This window comes from Streptomyces sp. NBC_00096, assembly GCF_045041305.1.
In the GTDB taxonomy this organism is placed as follows: domain Bacteria; phylum Actinomycetota; class Actinomycetes; order Streptomycetales; family Streptomycetaceae; genus Streptomyces.
The window spans coordinates 5,790,004-5,804,781 of the sequence record NZ_CP108221.1 but is presented as its reverse complement, the minus strand read 5'-3'; the positions used below and the strand labels follow the sequence as shown (position 1 = coordinate 5,804,781).

Sequence of the window (14,778 nt, the reverse complement as noted above, 5' to 3'; positions counted from 1 at the left end):
CCGGGATGGTGTCCCGCGCGTCGACGGGCTGTCAACTCCGCGCGGGGCACCACCCTCTGGCGTGGCGTCAGTGCTCGATGCCGTCCTGGAGCTCCTGGCCCTTGAGCAGGAACCAGGCGGCGACGGCGGTGGCCAGCAGGACGGCCGCGCCGACGCCGGAGGCGAGCCGCAGGCCGTCCACGAAGGCCTCCTGGGCGGAGTCCAGCATCTGCTGCGCGGTCTGCGGGTCCAGCGACTTGGCCGCTTCGACGGCGCCGCCGAGGGATTCGTGTGCGGCGTCGGCCACCGGGCCGGTGACGGAGGCCGGGGCGGTGAAGCCCTGGTAGACGCCGGTGACGACCGAGCCGAGCAGGGCGATGCCGAGGGCGGCGCCCAGTTCGTACGCGGTCTCGGAGACGGCCGAGGCCGAACCGGCCTGCTCCTTGGGCACGCTGGAGAGGATCACGTCGGCGGTGACGGTGAAGGAGAAGCCGGCGCCGAGCCCGACGATGAGCAGGGCCGCACCGAGCAGCGGGTAGCCGGTCTCCTTGTGGATCACGGTCAGCGCGGCCAGCGCGACGCCGATGGCGGCGAGGCCGCCGGTCACGATGACGCGTACCCCGTACTTGCGGGCGTACCTGCCCGCGACCAGACCGGTGACCACCGCGCCGATCGCGGCGGGCAGTTCCGCCAGGCCGGCTTCGAGCGGCTCGCGGCCCTGGACGAGCTGGAGGAACTGCGAGAGGAAGAAGACCAGTCCGGACAGGCCGAAGACGGTGAGCAGGTCGGCGAGGACGGCGCCGGAGAAGCCCCGGTGCTTGAAGAGCCGCATGTCGAGGAGGGGGGCGGTCAGGGTGAACTGGCGGCGTACGAAGGTGTAGAGCGCGCCCGCTCCGATGACGGCGGCGGCCCACACCTCCCAGCCCATGCCGTGGGTGGCGACCTGCTTGACGGCGTACACGACGCCGATGATGCCGACGAGGGAGAGTCCGACGCTGAGCAGGTCCCAGGGGCCGGCGACGGGGTTCTTGGACTCGGGCAGCAGCTTGATGCCGACGATGACCAGGACGATCATCACGGGGAGGTTGATGAGGAAGACCGATCCCCACCAGAAGTGCTGGAGCAGGGCTCCGCCGACCACCGGGCCGACGGCCGCGCCGGCCGAGGCGGTGGCGCCCCAGATGCCGATGGCGAGGCTGCGCTCCTTGGGATCGTGGAAGATGTTGCGGATCAGCGCGAGGGTGGACGGCATCAGGGTGGCGCCGGCCACGCCGAGCAGGGCCCGGGCGAGGATCATCATCTCGGGGCTGGTGGCGTAGGCGTTGAGGACCGAGACGGCGCCGAAGGCCGCCGCGCCGACGAGGAGGAGCTTCTTGCGGCCGATCCGGTCGCCGAGGGAGCCCATGGAGACGAGCAGGCCGGCGATGACGAAGGAGTAGATGTCGCCGATCCACAGCAGCTGGGTGCCGGACGGCTTCAGGTCCTCGCTGAGGGAGGGCGTGGCGAGACCGAGTACGGTGGCGTCGACCGCGACCAGCAGGACGGCCAGGACGAGCACGGAGAGCGCGATCCAGCGCCCGGGGCTGCTGCCCTCCGCCCCCTTCGGCTTGGTCAGCTGTTCGGTACGGCTCATTTCTCCACACTCCGTCTTGCGCCACCGAGCAGCAACTCGGTGATCATGTACGAGAAGTCCTTGGCCGCGACCCGGCCGTCCATGACGGCCCAGGCGCAGGCGCCGATGAGGCTGTAAAGGGCCTCGGTGAGCCAGGCGGGGCTCAGGTCGATCCGGATGTCGCCCTCTTGCTGCCCGCGCCTGAAGAGGTCGCCGACGCGGGCGTCGAGGCGGGCCCATCCCTCGTTGACCTGGTCGCCCTCGAAGAGCTGGTTCTCGGTGACGAGGAAGGCCAGCAGCTCGCCGTTGGGCTCCGCCTCGGCGATGAGCCTGCGCAGCGCGTCGATCGCCGTGCCCTCGCCGAGGCGGGCCTTGTCGAAGGCCACCTCGAACTCCCGGATCCCGAGCTCTTCGAGCGCCCGTACGAGGGCGTCGCGCCCGGCGAAGTGCCGGTGGAGGGTCGCGCGGCCGATGCCGGCGGCCCTGGCGACCTCGTCCATCGTGGCGGTCGATTTGCGGGAGAGCAGGGCGGCGGCGGCGCGGAGCACCTGATCACGATCCATGGCCATGAGACGAGCATAACCCGAATGAGACGTTGCCGTCTCACCCAATTAATGAGCTGCCCCTCCGGGCGCCGAAAGGAATCCTTCCCGGATGAACCAGAAACCCTTGCTGCTGATCGACGTGGACGGCCCGCTGAACCCCTACGCGGCCAAGCCCCAGCGGCGCCCCGAGGGGTACCGCACCCACCGGATGCGCCCGACGGGCTGGACGGGAGCCGAGAGCGCGAAGCCCTTGCGGGTCTGGCTGAATCCGGACCACGGGGCGGAGCTGCTCGCGCTCGCGGACTCGTACGACCTGGTGTGGGCGACCACCTGGAAGGGCGAGGCGAACGAATGGATAGGCCCGCACCTGGGACTGCCGGAACTGCCCTGGATCGACTGGCCGCAGATGCACGGGCGGGCGCCCCGCGGGACGTTCTGGAAGACCCAGTACGTCCTGGAGTACGCGGGGGAACGGCCCTTCGCCTGGATCGACGACGACATCACCGGCATGGACCACGAGTACGTGGATCAGCACCACCCCGCGCGGGCGCTGCTGCTGCGCATCGACGAGCGGATCGGTCTGGTCCGGGCCGACTTCGACGCCCTGGCGGACTGGGCGGCGCGGGTGGCCTGAAAACGACCGGGAGTCACTCGGGGTGATTCGGGGAGTACTACCCGTGGTCGTTCGTGATCATGCGGGGTCGTCAACGCGCCTCGTCGAGAAATCCCCCATCGAACGAATGCGCTCACGCCGACGGGTTTGATCATTTGGAGTGACCGCGTCCGCCAGACCTTCCGCGACCGGCCGGGAAGGGAGAGGCTCCTCCCCAGTGAGCCCTTACCCGGGGCGGGTTCACCTGCATCGTTTCCGACTTCTGCAGGGAGAGAACCATGAACGTTTCCAAGAAGCTTGCCCTCGGCGCCGCGGCGATGGCACTCACGATCGGCGGCGCCGTCGCGGTGTCATCGGCGTCCGCCGAGCCGCACCAGGCCCAGGCCCAGGCCGCGCCGGTCACCACCGCCTGGGCCAAGGTCGCCGCGAACGGGCAGATCATCGGCGGCCAGGGCATCACCGGGATCAGCAAGTTCGGCATCGGCCGCTACAACATCACCACCAGCTCCGGCCTCAACGGGTGCGCCCTGCTGGGCACCATCAACACCAACGGCGGGAACGACCCCGGTCCGGGCAGCTCCTCCATCCTGGTCGGCCAGGTGAACGAGAACACCCTCTTCATCCGCACCGCGACGCCGTCCTCCGGCGGCACCGCCGCCGTGGACAGCGACCGGCCGTTCTCGATCACCGTCGTCTGCTGATTCCCTGTCCATGCCGGAGGGGCGGGGGGAGCCGGCCGGCTCCCCCGCCCCTCCGGGCGCCACGTCTCCTGCTTGTGCGTCTACTGCTTGTGCGTGGCCCAGGCGTGCTGGATGACCAGGTCGGCCTTGAGCTCCGTGAGCTGGACCGCGACCGCCGAGGGGGCGGTGCCGCCGCGGCCGTTGCGCGAGGCCAGGGCGCCCTTGACGTTGAGGACCGTGCGGACCTCGGGCGTCAGGTGCTCCGAGATCTTCGCGAACTGCTCGTCCGTCAACTCGTCGAGCTCGATGCCGAGCCCCTCGCACTCCTTGACGCACCCGCCGGCCACCTCGTGCGCCACCCGGAACGGCACGCCCTGCTTGACCAGCCACTCCGCGATGTCGGTGGCGAGCGAGAAGCCGGCCGGGGCCAGCTCCTCCATCCGCTCCCGGTTGACCGTGAGGGTGGCCATCATCCCGGTGAAGGCCGGCAGCAGCACTTCCAGGGTGTCGCAGGAGTCGAAGACCGGCTCCTTGTCCTCCTGGAGATCGCGGTTGTAGGCCAGGGGAAGGGCCTTGAGCGTGGCCAGCAGGCCGGTCAGGTTGCCGATGAGGCGGCCCGACTTGCCGCGCGCCAGCTCCGCGATGTCCGGGTTCTTCTTCTGCGGCATGATCGACGACCCGGTGGAGAAGGCGTCGTGCAGGGTCACGAAGGAGAACTCCTTCGTGTTCCAGATGATGATCTCCTCCGCGATCCGGGAGAGGTTGATCCCGATCATCGCGGTGATGAAGGCGAACTCGGCGACGAAGTCCCGCGAGGCCGTGCCGTCGATCGAGTTGCCGACCGAGCCGCGCTCGAAGCCCAGGTCGGCGGCGACCGCCTCCGGGTCCAGGCCGAGCGAGGAGCCCGCCAGGGCGCCCGAGCCGTACGGGGACACCGCGGTCCGGGTGTCCCACTGCCGCAGCCGCTCCGCGTCCCGGGACAGGGACTGCACGTGGGCCAGTACGTGGTGGGCGAAGAGCACCGGCTGCGCGTGCTGCAGGTGGGTCCGGCCCGGCATGGCCACGTCCGAGTGCGCCTCGGCGAGGCCGACCAGCGCGTCCTGCAGCTCGGCGATCAGCCCGCCCACGATCCGGGCGTGGTCGCGCAGGTACATCCGGAAGAGGGTGGCGATCTGGTCGTTGCGCGACCGGCCGGCGCGCAGCTTGCCGCCGAGGTCGGCGCCGAGCCGCTCCAGCAGGCCCCGCTCCAGGGCGGTGTGGCAGTCCTCGTCGGCGATGGTGCCGGTGAAGGAGCCGTCCGCCACGTCGGCCTGGAGCTGGTCCAGGCCCGCGATCATGCGTCCGAGCTCGTCGGTCGTGAGCAGCCCCGCCTTGGCGAGCGCACGGGCGTGGGCGCGGGAGCCGGCGATGTCGTACGGCGCGAGGCGCCAGTCGAAGTGGACCGACGCGGACAGCTTCGCGAGGGCCTCGGCGGGACCGTCGGCGAACCGGGCGCCCCAGAGCCGGACGTCACCACCGTTGTTGCTGCTCACAGCTACTGCTCCTCAAATAAGGCTTTGGATGTGCAACCGCCTCCCCGTCGCGGAGGTAACGGGGAGACGGTGTGTACTGCGGGTTCGGATCGGGACCGCTGGTTCCAGACCGCTGGTTCCAGACTGCCGGATCCAGACTGCCGGATCAGGGCCGGCGGATCAGGGCCGGCGGATCAGGCGAGGTCGCGGCGGGCCGCGATCTTCGAGGAGAGGCCGAAGATCTCGATGAAGCCCTGGGCCTTCGACTGGTCGAAGGTGTCGCCCGAGTCGTAGGTCGCGAGGTTGAAGTCGTACAGCGACTCCTCGGACTTGCGGCCGGTGACGACGGCGCGGCCGCCGTGCAGGGTCATCCGGATGTCACCGGTGACGTGCTGGTTGGCCTCGTTGATGAAGCCGTCCAGCGCCCGCTTCAGCGGGGAGAACCACAGACCGTCGTAGACCAGCTCGCCCCAGCGCTGCTCGACCTGCCGCTTGTAGCGGGCCAGTTCGCGCTCGACGGTGACGTTCTCCAGCTCCTGGTGGGCGGTGATCAGCGCGATCGCGCCCGGGGCCTCGTACACCTCGCGCGACTTGATGCCGACGAGACGGTCCTCGACGATGTCGATCCGGCCGATGCCCTGGGCGCCCGCGCGCTCGTTGAGCTGCTGGATCGCCTGGAGGACGGTGACGGGCTTGCCGTCGACGGCGACCGGAACGCCCTCCTTGAAGGAGATGACGACCTCGTCGGCCTCCCGCGGGAGGGCCGGGTTCGAGGTGTACTCGTAGATGTCCTCGATCGGCGCGTTCCAGATGTCCTCCAGGAAGCCCGTCTCGACGGCGCGCCCGAAGACGTTCTGGTCGATGGAGTACGGGGACTTCTTGGTGGTGGCGATCGGCAGGTCCGCCTTCTCGGCGAAGGCGATGGCCTTGTCCCGGGTCATCGCGTAGTCGCGGACCGGGGCGATGCAGGTGAGGTCGGGGCCGAGGGCGGCTATGCCGGCCTCGAAGCGGACCTGGTCGTTGCCCTTGCCGGTGCAGCCGTGGGCGACGGTCGTCGCGCCGTGCTTGCGGGCCGCGGCGACGAGGTGCTTGACGATGGCCGGCCGCGAGAGGGCGGAGACCAGCGGGTAGCGGTCCATGTAGAGGGCGTTGGCCTTGATCGCCGGGAGGCAGTACTCGTCGGCGAACTCGTCCCTGGCGTCCGCGACCTCGGCCTCGACCGCACCGCAGGCGAGCGCCCGCTTGCGGATGACGTCCAGGTCCTCGCCGCCCTGGCCGACGTCGACGGCGACGGCGACGACCTCGGCTCCCGTTTCCTCGGCTATCCAGCCGATGGCGACGGAGGTGTCCAGGCCACCCGAATAGGCGAGTACGACGCGCTCGGTCACGGGGTTCTCCTCACTGCGTGCATCGTGCGTTAGGCATAACTATGCAGTGCTCCGCATGATTCGTCAATCAAGCCCCCTCCTGGGCCGCGCTGCGTTCGGACCCGGACACCACCGCCCCGGCCCTCCTCGCGCTGCGCGACAGCCCCGACCCGCCGACCCGGCGGTTCGCCGCCCGGATGCTGCTGGAGCGCGGCGGGTTCGCCGTGCGGGAACTCGCGGGCCGGGCCCGCACCGAGCCCGATCCTGTGGTGAGCCGGCTCTGGACCGACGCCGCCCTGGCCGCGATGGCCGCCGACGGGCCGGACGACGCGGCGGTCGACGCGCTGCTGGGCGGGCGCCTCCCCATGGTCCGGGCCGCCGGGGTCACCGCGCTGCGCGGGGCCGGGCGGGCCGATGAGGGCGTGCGGTACCTCATGGACCGCTCCTCCCTGGTACGGGCCTGCGCGCGACGGCGCGGGCGACCGTACGCGCCTGGAACTGGCAGGCCGGCCTGCGCCTGGGGGAGGCGGACCTGCCCGAACTGGCCGTGCTGCTCGAGCAGTCCGAGTACCTGTTCGACGACTACGAGCTGCGGCTGCGCCGCTCCCGCCTGGGGCTCACCCAGGTCTCACCGACTGGAATCCCTTAAACCGGACAGTGGGCCGGTGCGATACTCCGATCATGGGAAAGCTCTACGAACGCATCGACGGTCGGCTCCGCAAGTTCATCGAGGAACAGCCGATCTTCTTCACCGCAACCGCGCCGCTGGCCGGCGACGGGCACATCAACCTCTCCCCCAAGGGCCGCGCCGGGACGCTCGTCGTCATCGACGAGACGACCCTGGCCTATCTGGACTTCGGGGGCAGCGGCGCCGAGACCATCGCGCACGTGCGCGAGAACGGCCGGATCACGCTGATGTGGTGCGCGTTCAGCGGGCCGCCGAACATCGTGCGCATCCACGGGGACGGCGAGGCCGTCTTCCGTGACGACCCGCGCTGGGACGGACTGGTGGACCTGTTCGGGGAGGCCGACGGGCCCGCGGCGCGCGCCGTCATCCTCGTCAGGGCCCGGCGGATCGCGGACGTGTGCGGGTACGCCATCCCCTTCATGGAGTACCAGGGCGAGCGCACCCTCCACGCGGAGTACTTCGGCCGCAAGACGGACGAGGAGTTCAACGAGTACTGCGAGAAGAAGGAGTTCATCGGGGTGAGCGTGGACGGCCTGCCTGCGCTGCCGCTGCCCCTTCCGCCCCGTACCGTCTGACATGTGCTGCGTACCGCTGTCGCCCTCGCCTCACTGATCGTCACCGGCCTGCTCTCCCAGGGCCCCCACGGCGGTCCGCCGCTGCCCGCCCGTCTCGCCGACACCGGCGGCGGCAGCCAGCTGATCACCGCCGTGGCCCCGGGCCCCGGCTCCACGACGGGCCGTCTGACCTGGTGGGACCGGAGGGCGGGGCACTGGTACGAGGCGGGCAGCGCCCCCGCCCGCTTCGGCGCGAACGGACTGACCGAGGGCGCGACCCGCACCCAGGGCACGGACACCACGCCGGCCGGGCTGTACGCGCTCCCGTACGCCTTCGGCATCGCGCGCGCCCCGGCCGGGACGGAGTACCGCTACCGGCGGGTGAGCCCCGCCTCCTGGTGGTGCCAGGACAACGCCTCGGGCAGCTACAACCGCTGGGTGGAGCCGCTGCCCGCGGACTGCGCGCCGGGCGAGGCGGAGCACCTGACCGCGTACGCGAAGCAGTACGCGCACGCCCTGGTCATCGCCTTCAACTACGACCGGCCGGTACGGGGCCGGGGCGCGGGCATCTTCCTGCACGTGAACGGCAGGGGCGCGACGGCCGGCTGCGTCTCGGTCCCCGAGGGCGCGATGCGCGCGGTCCTGCGCTGGGCGAACCCGCGCAGGGCCCCGCACATCGCGATCGGCACGGAATCGGGACCGCTCGCGGTGACCCGGTACTAGACGTCCCTCTCGGATCCTGCCGGGCCCGCGGCGGCTCAGCCCTCTTTCTGGGCCAGCCTCAGCAGGTGGTCGGCCAGAGCCTGGCCGCCCGCCGGATCACGGCTGATCAGCATCAGGGTGTCGTCGCCCGCGATGGTGCCGAGGATGGCCTGGAGTTCGGCCTGGTCGATCGCCGAGGCGAGGAACTGGGCCGCACCCGGAGGGGTGCGCAGGACCACGAGGTTCGCGGAGGCCTCCGCCGAGATCAGCAGTTCGCCGGAGAGGCGCCGCATGCGCTCCTCCTTCGCCGACTCGCCGAGCGGCGCCTGCGGGGTGCGGAAGCCGCCCTCGCTGGGTACCGCGTAGATCAGCTCGCCGCCGGTGTTGCGGATCTTCACCGCGCCGAGCTCGTCGAGGTCGCGGCTGAGCGTCGCCTGGGTGACGCTCAGGCCGTCGTCGGCGAGCAGCTTGGCCAGCTGGCTCTGGGAGCGGACCGGCTGCCGGTTGAGGATGTCCACGATCCGGCGGTGGCGGGCGGTGCGGGTCTGCGGAACGGACTGGCCACCCCCGGACTCCGGCTGGGGGGACCCCCATGGCTCGTGTTCCTGCGCCTGACTCATCGTCGTCCCATTCCCCGTTTGATCATCCGTCCACGTCCGCGGCGGACTTCGCTGCGTCGAGCACACCGGGCAGGGCCCGGAGGAACGCGTCCACCTCGGCCTCGGTGAGTACGTACGGAGGCATGAGCCGTACGACGTCGGGGGCGGGCGCGTTGACCAGGAAGCCGGCGTCCTGAGCCGCTCGCTGCACCTGCGGTGCGAGCGGCTCGGTCAGCACGATACCCAGCAGAAGACCCGCACCGCGGACGTGGGAGACGAGCGGGTGTGCGAATCCTTCGATTCCGGACCGCAGCCGTTCACCCCGCTCCTTGACCCGGCCGAGGAGCCCCTCGGTGGCGATGGTGTCGATGACGGCGAGGCCGGCGGCGCACGCGACGGGGTTCCCGCCGAAGGTGGTGCCGTGCTGGCCGGGCTGGAGCAGGTCGGCCGCGGGGCCGAAGGCGACGACGGCGCCGATCGGCAGGCCGCCGCCGAGACCCTTCGCGAGTGTGACGAGGTCGGGCTCGACACCCTCGTGGGCCTGATGCTCGAACCACTGCCCGCAGCGTCCGACGCCGGTCTGCACCTCGTCGAGCACGAGCAGGGTGCCGGTGGCCCGGGTGATCTCACGGGCGGCCGTCAGGTATCCGGCGGGGGGAACGACGACGCCGTTCTCGCCCTGGATCGGCTCGATGATCACGAGCGCGGTCTCTTCGGTGACGGCGGCCCGCAGGGCCTCCGCATCGCCGTACGGGACGTGCGTGACGTCTCCGGGCAGGGGCAGGAACGGCTCCCGCTTCTTCGGCTGGCCGGTGAGCGCGAGGGCGCCCATGGTGCGGCCGTGGAAGCCGCCGCCGGTGGCGACCATGTGGGTCCGCCCGGTCAGCCGGCCGATCTTGAAGGCGCCCTCCACGGCCTCGGCGCCGGAGTTGCAGAAGAAAACCTTGCCGGAGCGGCCGAAGAGCTGGAGCAGTCGTTCGCCGAGCGCGAGGACCGGCTCGGAGGCGTAGAGGTTGGAGACGTGGCCGAGGGTGGAGACCTGCCCGGTCACCGCCGCGACGATCGCCGGGTGGGCATGACCGAGGGCGTTGACCGCGATGCCGCCGACGAAGTCGGTGTACTGCTTGCCGTCCGCGTCCCAGACCTGGGCGCCGGCGCCGCGTACGAGGGCCAGCGCGGGGGTGCCGTAGTTGTTGGTCAGCGCGCCCTGCCAGCGGGCGGCGTACCGCTCGTTGCCGGTCTCCTGGCCGCTGGTCCCCTGGGTGGCGGTCATGCGGGTTCCCCTCCCTGTGCGTCGGGCACGACCATCGTGCCGATTCCCTCGTCCGTGAAGATCTCCAGCAGGATCGAGTGCTGCACCCGACCGTCGATCACCCTGGCGGTGGTCACCCCGTTGCGGACCGCGTGCAGGCAGCCCTCCATCTTCGGGACCATGCCGCTGGACAGCTCGGGCAGCAGCTTCTCCAGCTCGCTGACCGTGAGCCGGCTGATGACCTCGTCGCTGCTCGGCCAGTCCGCGTAGAGCCCCTCCACGTCGGTGAGGACCATCAGCGTCTCGGCGCCGAGCGCGGCGGCGAGCGCCGCGGCGGCCGTGTCCGCGTTCACGTTGTACACGTGGTGGTCGTCGGCGCTGCGGGCGATGGAGGAGATGACCGGGATCCGGCCGTCCGCCAGCAGCGCCTCGATCGCGCCGGTGTCGATGGCGGTGATCTCGCCGACCCGCCCGATGTCGACGCTCTCGCCGTCGATCTCGGGGGTGTGCTTGGTGGCGGTGATCGTGTGGGCGTCCTCGCCGGTCATGCCGACGGCGAGCGGCCCGTGCTGGTTGAGCAGTCCGACCAGCTCGCGCTGGACCTGACCGGCCAGGACCATCCGTACGACGTCCATCGCCTCCGGCGTCGTGACGCGCAGGCCCGCCTTGAACTCGCTGACCAGCCCCTGCTTGTCCAGCTGGGCGTTGATCTGCGGGCCGCCGCCGTGCACGACGACCGGCTTCAGGCCCGCCTGGCGCAGGAAGACCACGTCCTGGGCGAAGGCGGCCTTGAGGTCCTCGTCGATCATGGCGTTGCCGCCGAACTTGATGACGACGACCTTGCCGTTGTGGCGGGTCAGCCAGGGCAGGGCCTCGATGAGGATCTGGGCCTTGGGCAGCGCGGTGTGCTTGCGTGCGGTGCTCATGAGGAGTACGCGCTGTTCTCGTGGACGTACTCGGCGGTCAGGTCGTTGGCCCAGATGACCGCGGACTCGGAACCGGTGGACAGGTCGGCGGTGATGCGGACCTCCCGGCCCTTCATGCTCACCAGGTCGCGGTCCTCGCCGACGGAGCCGTTCTTGCAGACCCAGACGTCGTTGATGGCGACGTTCAGCCGGTCCGGGTCGAAGGCGGCCTTCGTGGTGCCGATCGCGGACAGGACGCGGCCCCAGTTCGGGTCCTCGCCGTGGATGGCGCACTTGAGCAGGTTGTTGCGGGCGATGGACCGGCCGACCTCGACCGCGTCCTCCTCGGTGGCCGCCCCGATGACCTCGATGCGGATGTCCTTGCTGGCGCCCTCGGCGTCGCCGATCAACTGGCGGGCCAGGTCGTCGCAGACCGTGCGCACGGCCTCGGCGAACGCCTCGTACGCGGGCGCCCGGCCGGACGCGCCGGAGGCGAGCAGGAGCACCGTGTCGTTGGTGGACATGCAGCCGTCGGAGTCGACCCGGTCGAAGGTGGTGCGGGTCGCGGCGCGCAGCGCCTTGTCGAGGGTGGCGCCGTCCAGGTCGGCGTCGGTGGTCAGCACGACGAGCATGGTGGCCAGGCCCGGGGCGAGCATGCCCGCGCCCTTGGCCATGCCACCGACGGTCCAGCCGTCCTGGCTGACGGTGGCCGTCTTGTGGACGGTGTCGGTGGTCTTGATGGCGATGGCGGCGGCCTCGCCGCCGTCGGCGGACAGCTCGGCGGCGGCGGCGTCGATGCCGGGCAGCAGCTTGTCCATGGGGAGCAGGACGCCGATCAGACCGGTGGACGCGACGGCGACCTCACCGGCGTTGACCTCGCCGCCGAGGGCCTGCGCGACCTGCTCGGCGGTGGCGTGGGTGTCCTGGAACCCCTTGGGGCCGGTGCACGCGTTGGCGCCGCCGGAGTTGAGGACGACCGCGCTGACGGTGCCGCCGCGCAGGACCTGCTCGGACCAGTGGACCGGCGCGGCCTTGACGCGGTTGGAGGTGAAGACGCCCGCGGCGGCCAGACGCGGCCCGTTGTTGACCACGAGGGCCAGGTCCGGATTGCCGTTTGCCTTGATCCCGGCGGCGATGCCCGCCGCCGTGAACCCCTGTGCTGCCGTGACACTCACGGTGCGACTCCGATCGTGGAAAGACCCAGGCTCTCGTGGAGGCCGAGGGCGATGTTCATGCTCTGGACCGCGCCGCCGGCGGTGCCCTTGGTGAGGTTGTCGATGGCGCTGATGGCGATGATCCGCTGCGCGGCCTCGTCGTACGCGACCTGGATCTGAACGGCGTTGGAACCGTAGACGGACGCCGTCGCCGGCCACTGGCCTTCGGGCAGCAGGTGCACGAAGGGCTCGTCGGCGTACGCCTTCTCGTACGCGGCACGGACCGCGTCGGCGGTGGTGCCCGCCTGTGCCTTGGCGGTGCAGGTGGCGAGGATGCCGCGGGACATCGGGGCCAGCGTCGGTGTGAACGACACGGAGACCCGCTGCCCGGCGACGGGGCTGAGGTTTTGCACCATCTCGGGGGTGTGGCGGTGACCGCCGCCGACCCCGTACGGGCTCATGGAGCCCATGACCTCGGAGCCGAGCAGGTGCGGCTTGAGCGCCTTGCCCGCGCCGGAGGTTCCGGTGGCGGCGACGATCACGGCCTCGGGCTCGGCGAGCTGGGCGGCGTAGGCCGGGAAGAGCGCGAGGGAGACGGCGGTCGGGTAGCAGCCGGGGACGGCGATCCGCTTGGACCCCGCCAGCGCGGCGCGGGCCCCCGGCAGCTCGGGCAGGCCGTAGGGCCAGGTGCCGGCGTGCGGGGCGCCGTAGAACTTGTCCCAGTCGGCGGAGTCCCGGAGCCGGTGGTCGGCGCCCATGTCGACGACGAGGACCTCCGCGCCGAGCTGGGCGGCGACGGCGGCGGACTGCCCGTGCGGCAGGGCCAGGAAGACGACGTCGTGCCCGGCGAGCACCTCGGGCGTGGTCGCCTCCAGGGTGCGCCCGGCCAGCGGCACCAGGTGCGGCTGGAGCGAGCCGAGCAGCTGCCCGGCGTTGGAGTTCGCGGTCAGCGCCCCGATCTCCACCTCGGGGTGGGCCAGCAGCAGGCGCAGCACCTCCCCGCCCGCGTACCCGCTCGCACCGGCCACCGCTACACGTACCACCATCGGACCCTCCTCCTCGATGGCATGACTATACGTACGACCGCACGTTTATGCAAAGCCATCCGGTGGGCTCACAGTCCCAGTGTGTGCGTGATCCGCCAGGTGCCGCGGTGTACGTCGAGCGTCGCGGTGAGGTCGGCCCGGTCCGGGAACGGAGCGTCCAGCCGCCACGGGTCCGCCAGGGCGGCCAGCCCGATCGTCACCAGGTCCCCGGTGACTTCGCCCAGGGCTCCGATCCAGTGGGGTGCGGTGGCGATCAGCTGCCCGGGCAGCAGGGGCCCGGGCTCGGGAACGCGCACGGAGGGCCTCCCGGTGAGTTCGGTGAGGGCGGAGCCCGCCAGCAGGGCCAGCAGCCGCGCCAGGACCGCGGCCGGCAGGGCGGGGTCGCGGGTTTCCAGCAACGCGTAGCAGTCGTCGTGGCCCGAGAACCAGACCCGGGAGACTCCCAGGAGGCTCAGGAGGGACTCGTCGGCTCCGGTCGCGCCGAGCACGAGGGCGAGCTCGTCGAGCTGCTCCGGGGTCACGTGGGCGGGTACGTCGATCAGAGTGAGCTCGTACGGTGACCAGCTGCCGTCGAGGAGACGGGGCAGGAGGTCGCGGTCCAGGACCAGGAGCTCCTCCGCGAGTCCGTACGTGCCGGACGCCCAGGATCCGAGGGGGTGGACCGTGCACGGCACGCCGAGCTGGGCCGCGATCAGCGAGGGCTTCAGCGGCCGCCATTCCTCGTCCAGGTAGGAGTTGGTCGCCAGCGACACCACCGCGACCGCGTCGTTCGCCGCGGCCCCGAGCAGGTCGGCCAACTCGCCCGCCCGGGCCGCCCCGGCCGCCACCGACCACACCCCTTCGGCCTCGCGGACACTGAAGCTCAGCGGGAACGGCCGGCTCTCCGTGCCGACACCGTTCACGCTGAACGCGCCGTGCTCCCCGACCTCGATCACTGCCCCACCCCCGGGAACCCGCCGGACACCACCGCGGGGTCCGCACCGGCCCATCATCGCCGGTCGGCGGGGCGGTCCAGCCGCAGGCCGGCGAGGGAGGACGGTTCCGGGTGCGGGTGGCCGGGGGCTGTTCTAGCGTCGGATGAGGGGGATCCCTGTCGAGCCGGTCCGGTGCGGGGGCCGGGCCCCGTGGCCGCAGGTCGGCCGTGTGCGCTCGGCGCCGTTCCACGTGGTCCCGGCCCGACCGGGTTCCGGAGCCGCGCGGTGATCCCGGAGAGCAGGTACGTCCCATGCGCACGTCGACCCGTATCGCACATGTCCTCACCGGTCTGATCCTCGCCTTCGGCGGCGCGGCCCTCACGGCCCCCGCCGCCCACGCGGACCCCTCCGACTGCATCAACAAAGTCGAGCAGGAATTGAAGACCCGCGGCGAGACTCCGGCAGCCGTCCGGGCGGCGTGTTACTTCGCGGTGACCGGCGCCCACGACGAATGCGTGACCGGTCTGACCAAGGGCAGCGGCGTCACCAACGGGACCGCGGTCACCGCCTGCGGCCTGTCCGACAAGTAGGCCCCGCCCCGCGGAGGCGAGCGCCGTACGCGGCCGGCCGGGCCGGGTGCGGCGCCGTGGCGCCGTG

At 71.5% G+C, this 14,778-nt stretch carries 16 protein-coding genes; 5 read left to right on the top strand and 11 right to left on the bottom strand.

All coding sequences use genetic code 11. From position 1 onward, the window contains the following. Positions 1 to 67: 67 nt before the first annotated feature. Together OG904_RS25670 and OG904_RS25665 are read right to left on the bottom strand one after the other, a co-directional pair. On the bottom strand, positions 68 to 1,612 hold the full coding sequence (locus OG904_RS25670; protein ID WP_405494813.1) for an MFS transporter: 1,545 nt from the start codon (positions 1,610 to 1,612) through the stop codon (positions 68 to 70). Continuing rightward, positions 1,609 to 2,160 carry a TetR/AcrR family transcriptional regulator gene (locus OG904_RS25665; protein WP_405494811.1) on the bottom strand — a complete coding sequence of 184 codons (552 nt, stop codon included), beginning with the start codon at positions 2,158 to 2,160 and terminating at the stop codon, positions 1,609 to 1,611. Before OG904_RS25665 ends, OG904_RS25670 begins: the two co-directional genes overlap by 4 nt. Positions 2,161 to 2,245: 85 nt before the next feature. Between OG904_RS25665 and OG904_RS25660 the strand changes: the two genes are divergently transcribed. Then, positions 2,246 to 2,770: an HAD domain-containing protein gene (locus OG904_RS25660; protein WP_405494809.1), complete on the top strand. Its 525-nt coding sequence runs from the start codon at positions 2,246 to 2,248 to the stop codon at positions 2,768 to 2,770. A 257-nt stretch (positions 2,771 to 3,027) separates the two neighbouring features. Continuing rightward, positions 3,028 to 3,450: a hypothetical protein gene (locus tag OG904_RS25655; RefSeq protein ID WP_405494807.1), complete on the top strand. Its 423-nt coding sequence runs from the start codon at positions 3,028 to 3,030 to the stop codon at positions 3,448 to 3,450. A gap of 80 nt (positions 3,451 to 3,530) precedes the next feature. Here OG904_RS25655 and argH read toward each other — a convergent pair whose 3' ends face one another. The 3 genes from argH to OG904_RS25640 form a co-directional block, all read right to left on the bottom strand. Then, a complete protein-coding gene (gene argH / locus OG904_RS25650) occupies positions 3,531 to 4,961 on the bottom strand; it encodes an argininosuccinate lyase (protein WP_405494805.1) in 1,431 nt (476 codons plus the stop codon). Positions 4,962 to 5,134: 173 nt separating this feature from the next. Continuing rightward, positions 5,135 to 6,328, bottom strand: coding sequence for an argininosuccinate synthase (locus OG904_RS25645; protein WP_405494803.1), 1,194 nt, complete (start codon positions 6,326 to 6,328; stop codon positions 5,135 to 5,137). A gap of 67 nt (positions 6,329 to 6,395) precedes the next feature. Next, positions 6,396 to 6,743, bottom strand: coding sequence for a hypothetical protein (locus OG904_RS25640; RefSeq protein WP_405494801.1), 348 nt, complete (start codon positions 6,741 to 6,743; stop codon positions 6,396 to 6,398). Between the two features lie 245 nt (positions 6,744 to 6,988). Here OG904_RS25640 and OG904_RS25635 point away from each other — a divergent pair, with 245 nt between their 5' ends. Together OG904_RS25635 and OG904_RS25630 are read left to right on the top strand one after the other, a co-directional pair. Continuing rightward, positions 6,989 to 7,570, top strand: a complete 582-nt coding sequence (locus OG904_RS25635) for a pyridoxamine 5'-phosphate oxidase family protein (protein ID WP_405494799.1) — start codon at positions 6,989 to 6,991, stop codon at positions 7,568 to 7,570. A 3-nt stretch (positions 7,571 to 7,573) separates the two neighbouring features. Further along, positions 7,574 to 8,272 (top strand): L,D-transpeptidase, encoded by a 699-nt coding sequence (locus OG904_RS25630; protein WP_405494797.1) that lies wholly within the window; start codon positions 7,574 to 7,576, stop codon positions 8,270 to 8,272. 35 nt (positions 8,273 to 8,307) lie between these two features. Here OG904_RS25630 and OG904_RS25625 read toward each other — a convergent pair whose 3' ends face one another. The 6 genes from OG904_RS25625 to OG904_RS25600 all read right to left on the bottom strand — a co-directional run bounded on the left by OG904_RS25625 (position 8,308) and on the right by OG904_RS25600 (position 14,142). Beyond that, positions 8,308 to 8,871: an arginine repressor gene (locus tag OG904_RS25625; protein WP_405494795.1), complete on the bottom strand. Its 564-nt coding sequence runs from the start codon at positions 8,869 to 8,871 to the stop codon at positions 8,308 to 8,310. A gap of 22 nt (positions 8,872 to 8,893) precedes the next feature. Further along, positions 8,894 to 10,123: an acetylornithine transaminase gene (locus tag OG904_RS25620; RefSeq protein WP_405494793.1), complete on the bottom strand. Its 1,230-nt coding sequence runs from the start codon at positions 10,121 to 10,123 to the stop codon at positions 8,894 to 8,896. Beyond that, positions 10,120 to 11,028: an acetylglutamate kinase gene (argB, locus tag OG904_RS25615; protein WP_328297716.1), complete on the bottom strand. Its 909-nt coding sequence runs from the start codon at positions 11,026 to 11,028 to the stop codon at positions 10,120 to 10,122. The genes OG904_RS25620 and argB overlap by 4 nt, the downstream gene beginning before the upstream one ends. Continuing rightward, positions 11,025 to 12,182: a bifunctional glutamate N-acetyltransferase/amino-acid acetyltransferase ArgJ gene (gene argJ / locus OG904_RS25610; RefSeq protein ID WP_405494790.1), complete on the bottom strand. Its 1,158-nt coding sequence runs from the start codon at positions 12,180 to 12,182 to the stop codon at positions 11,025 to 11,027. The genes argB and argJ overlap by 4 nt, the downstream gene beginning before the upstream one ends. Next, the gene (gene argC / locus OG904_RS25605; protein WP_405494788.1) at positions 12,179 to 13,207 is read right to left on the bottom strand and encodes an N-acetyl-gamma-glutamyl-phosphate reductase; all 1,029 of its coding nucleotides are present in this window, start codon (positions 13,205 to 13,207) and stop codon (positions 12,179 to 12,181) included. The genes argJ and argC overlap by 4 nt, the downstream gene beginning before the upstream one ends. 68 nt (positions 13,208 to 13,275) lie before the next feature. Next, positions 13,276 to 14,142 (bottom strand): hypothetical protein, encoded by an 867-nt coding sequence (locus OG904_RS25600; RefSeq protein WP_405494786.1) that lies wholly within the window; start codon positions 14,140 to 14,142, stop codon positions 13,276 to 13,278. A 290-nt stretch (positions 14,143 to 14,432) separates the two neighbouring features. Between OG904_RS25600 and OG904_RS25595 the strand changes: the two genes are divergently transcribed. Continuing rightward, positions 14,433 to 14,711, top strand: coding sequence for a hypothetical protein (locus OG904_RS25595; protein WP_405494784.1), 279 nt, complete (start codon positions 14,433 to 14,435; stop codon positions 14,709 to 14,711). Positions 14,712 to 14,778 lie beyond the last annotated feature (67 nt).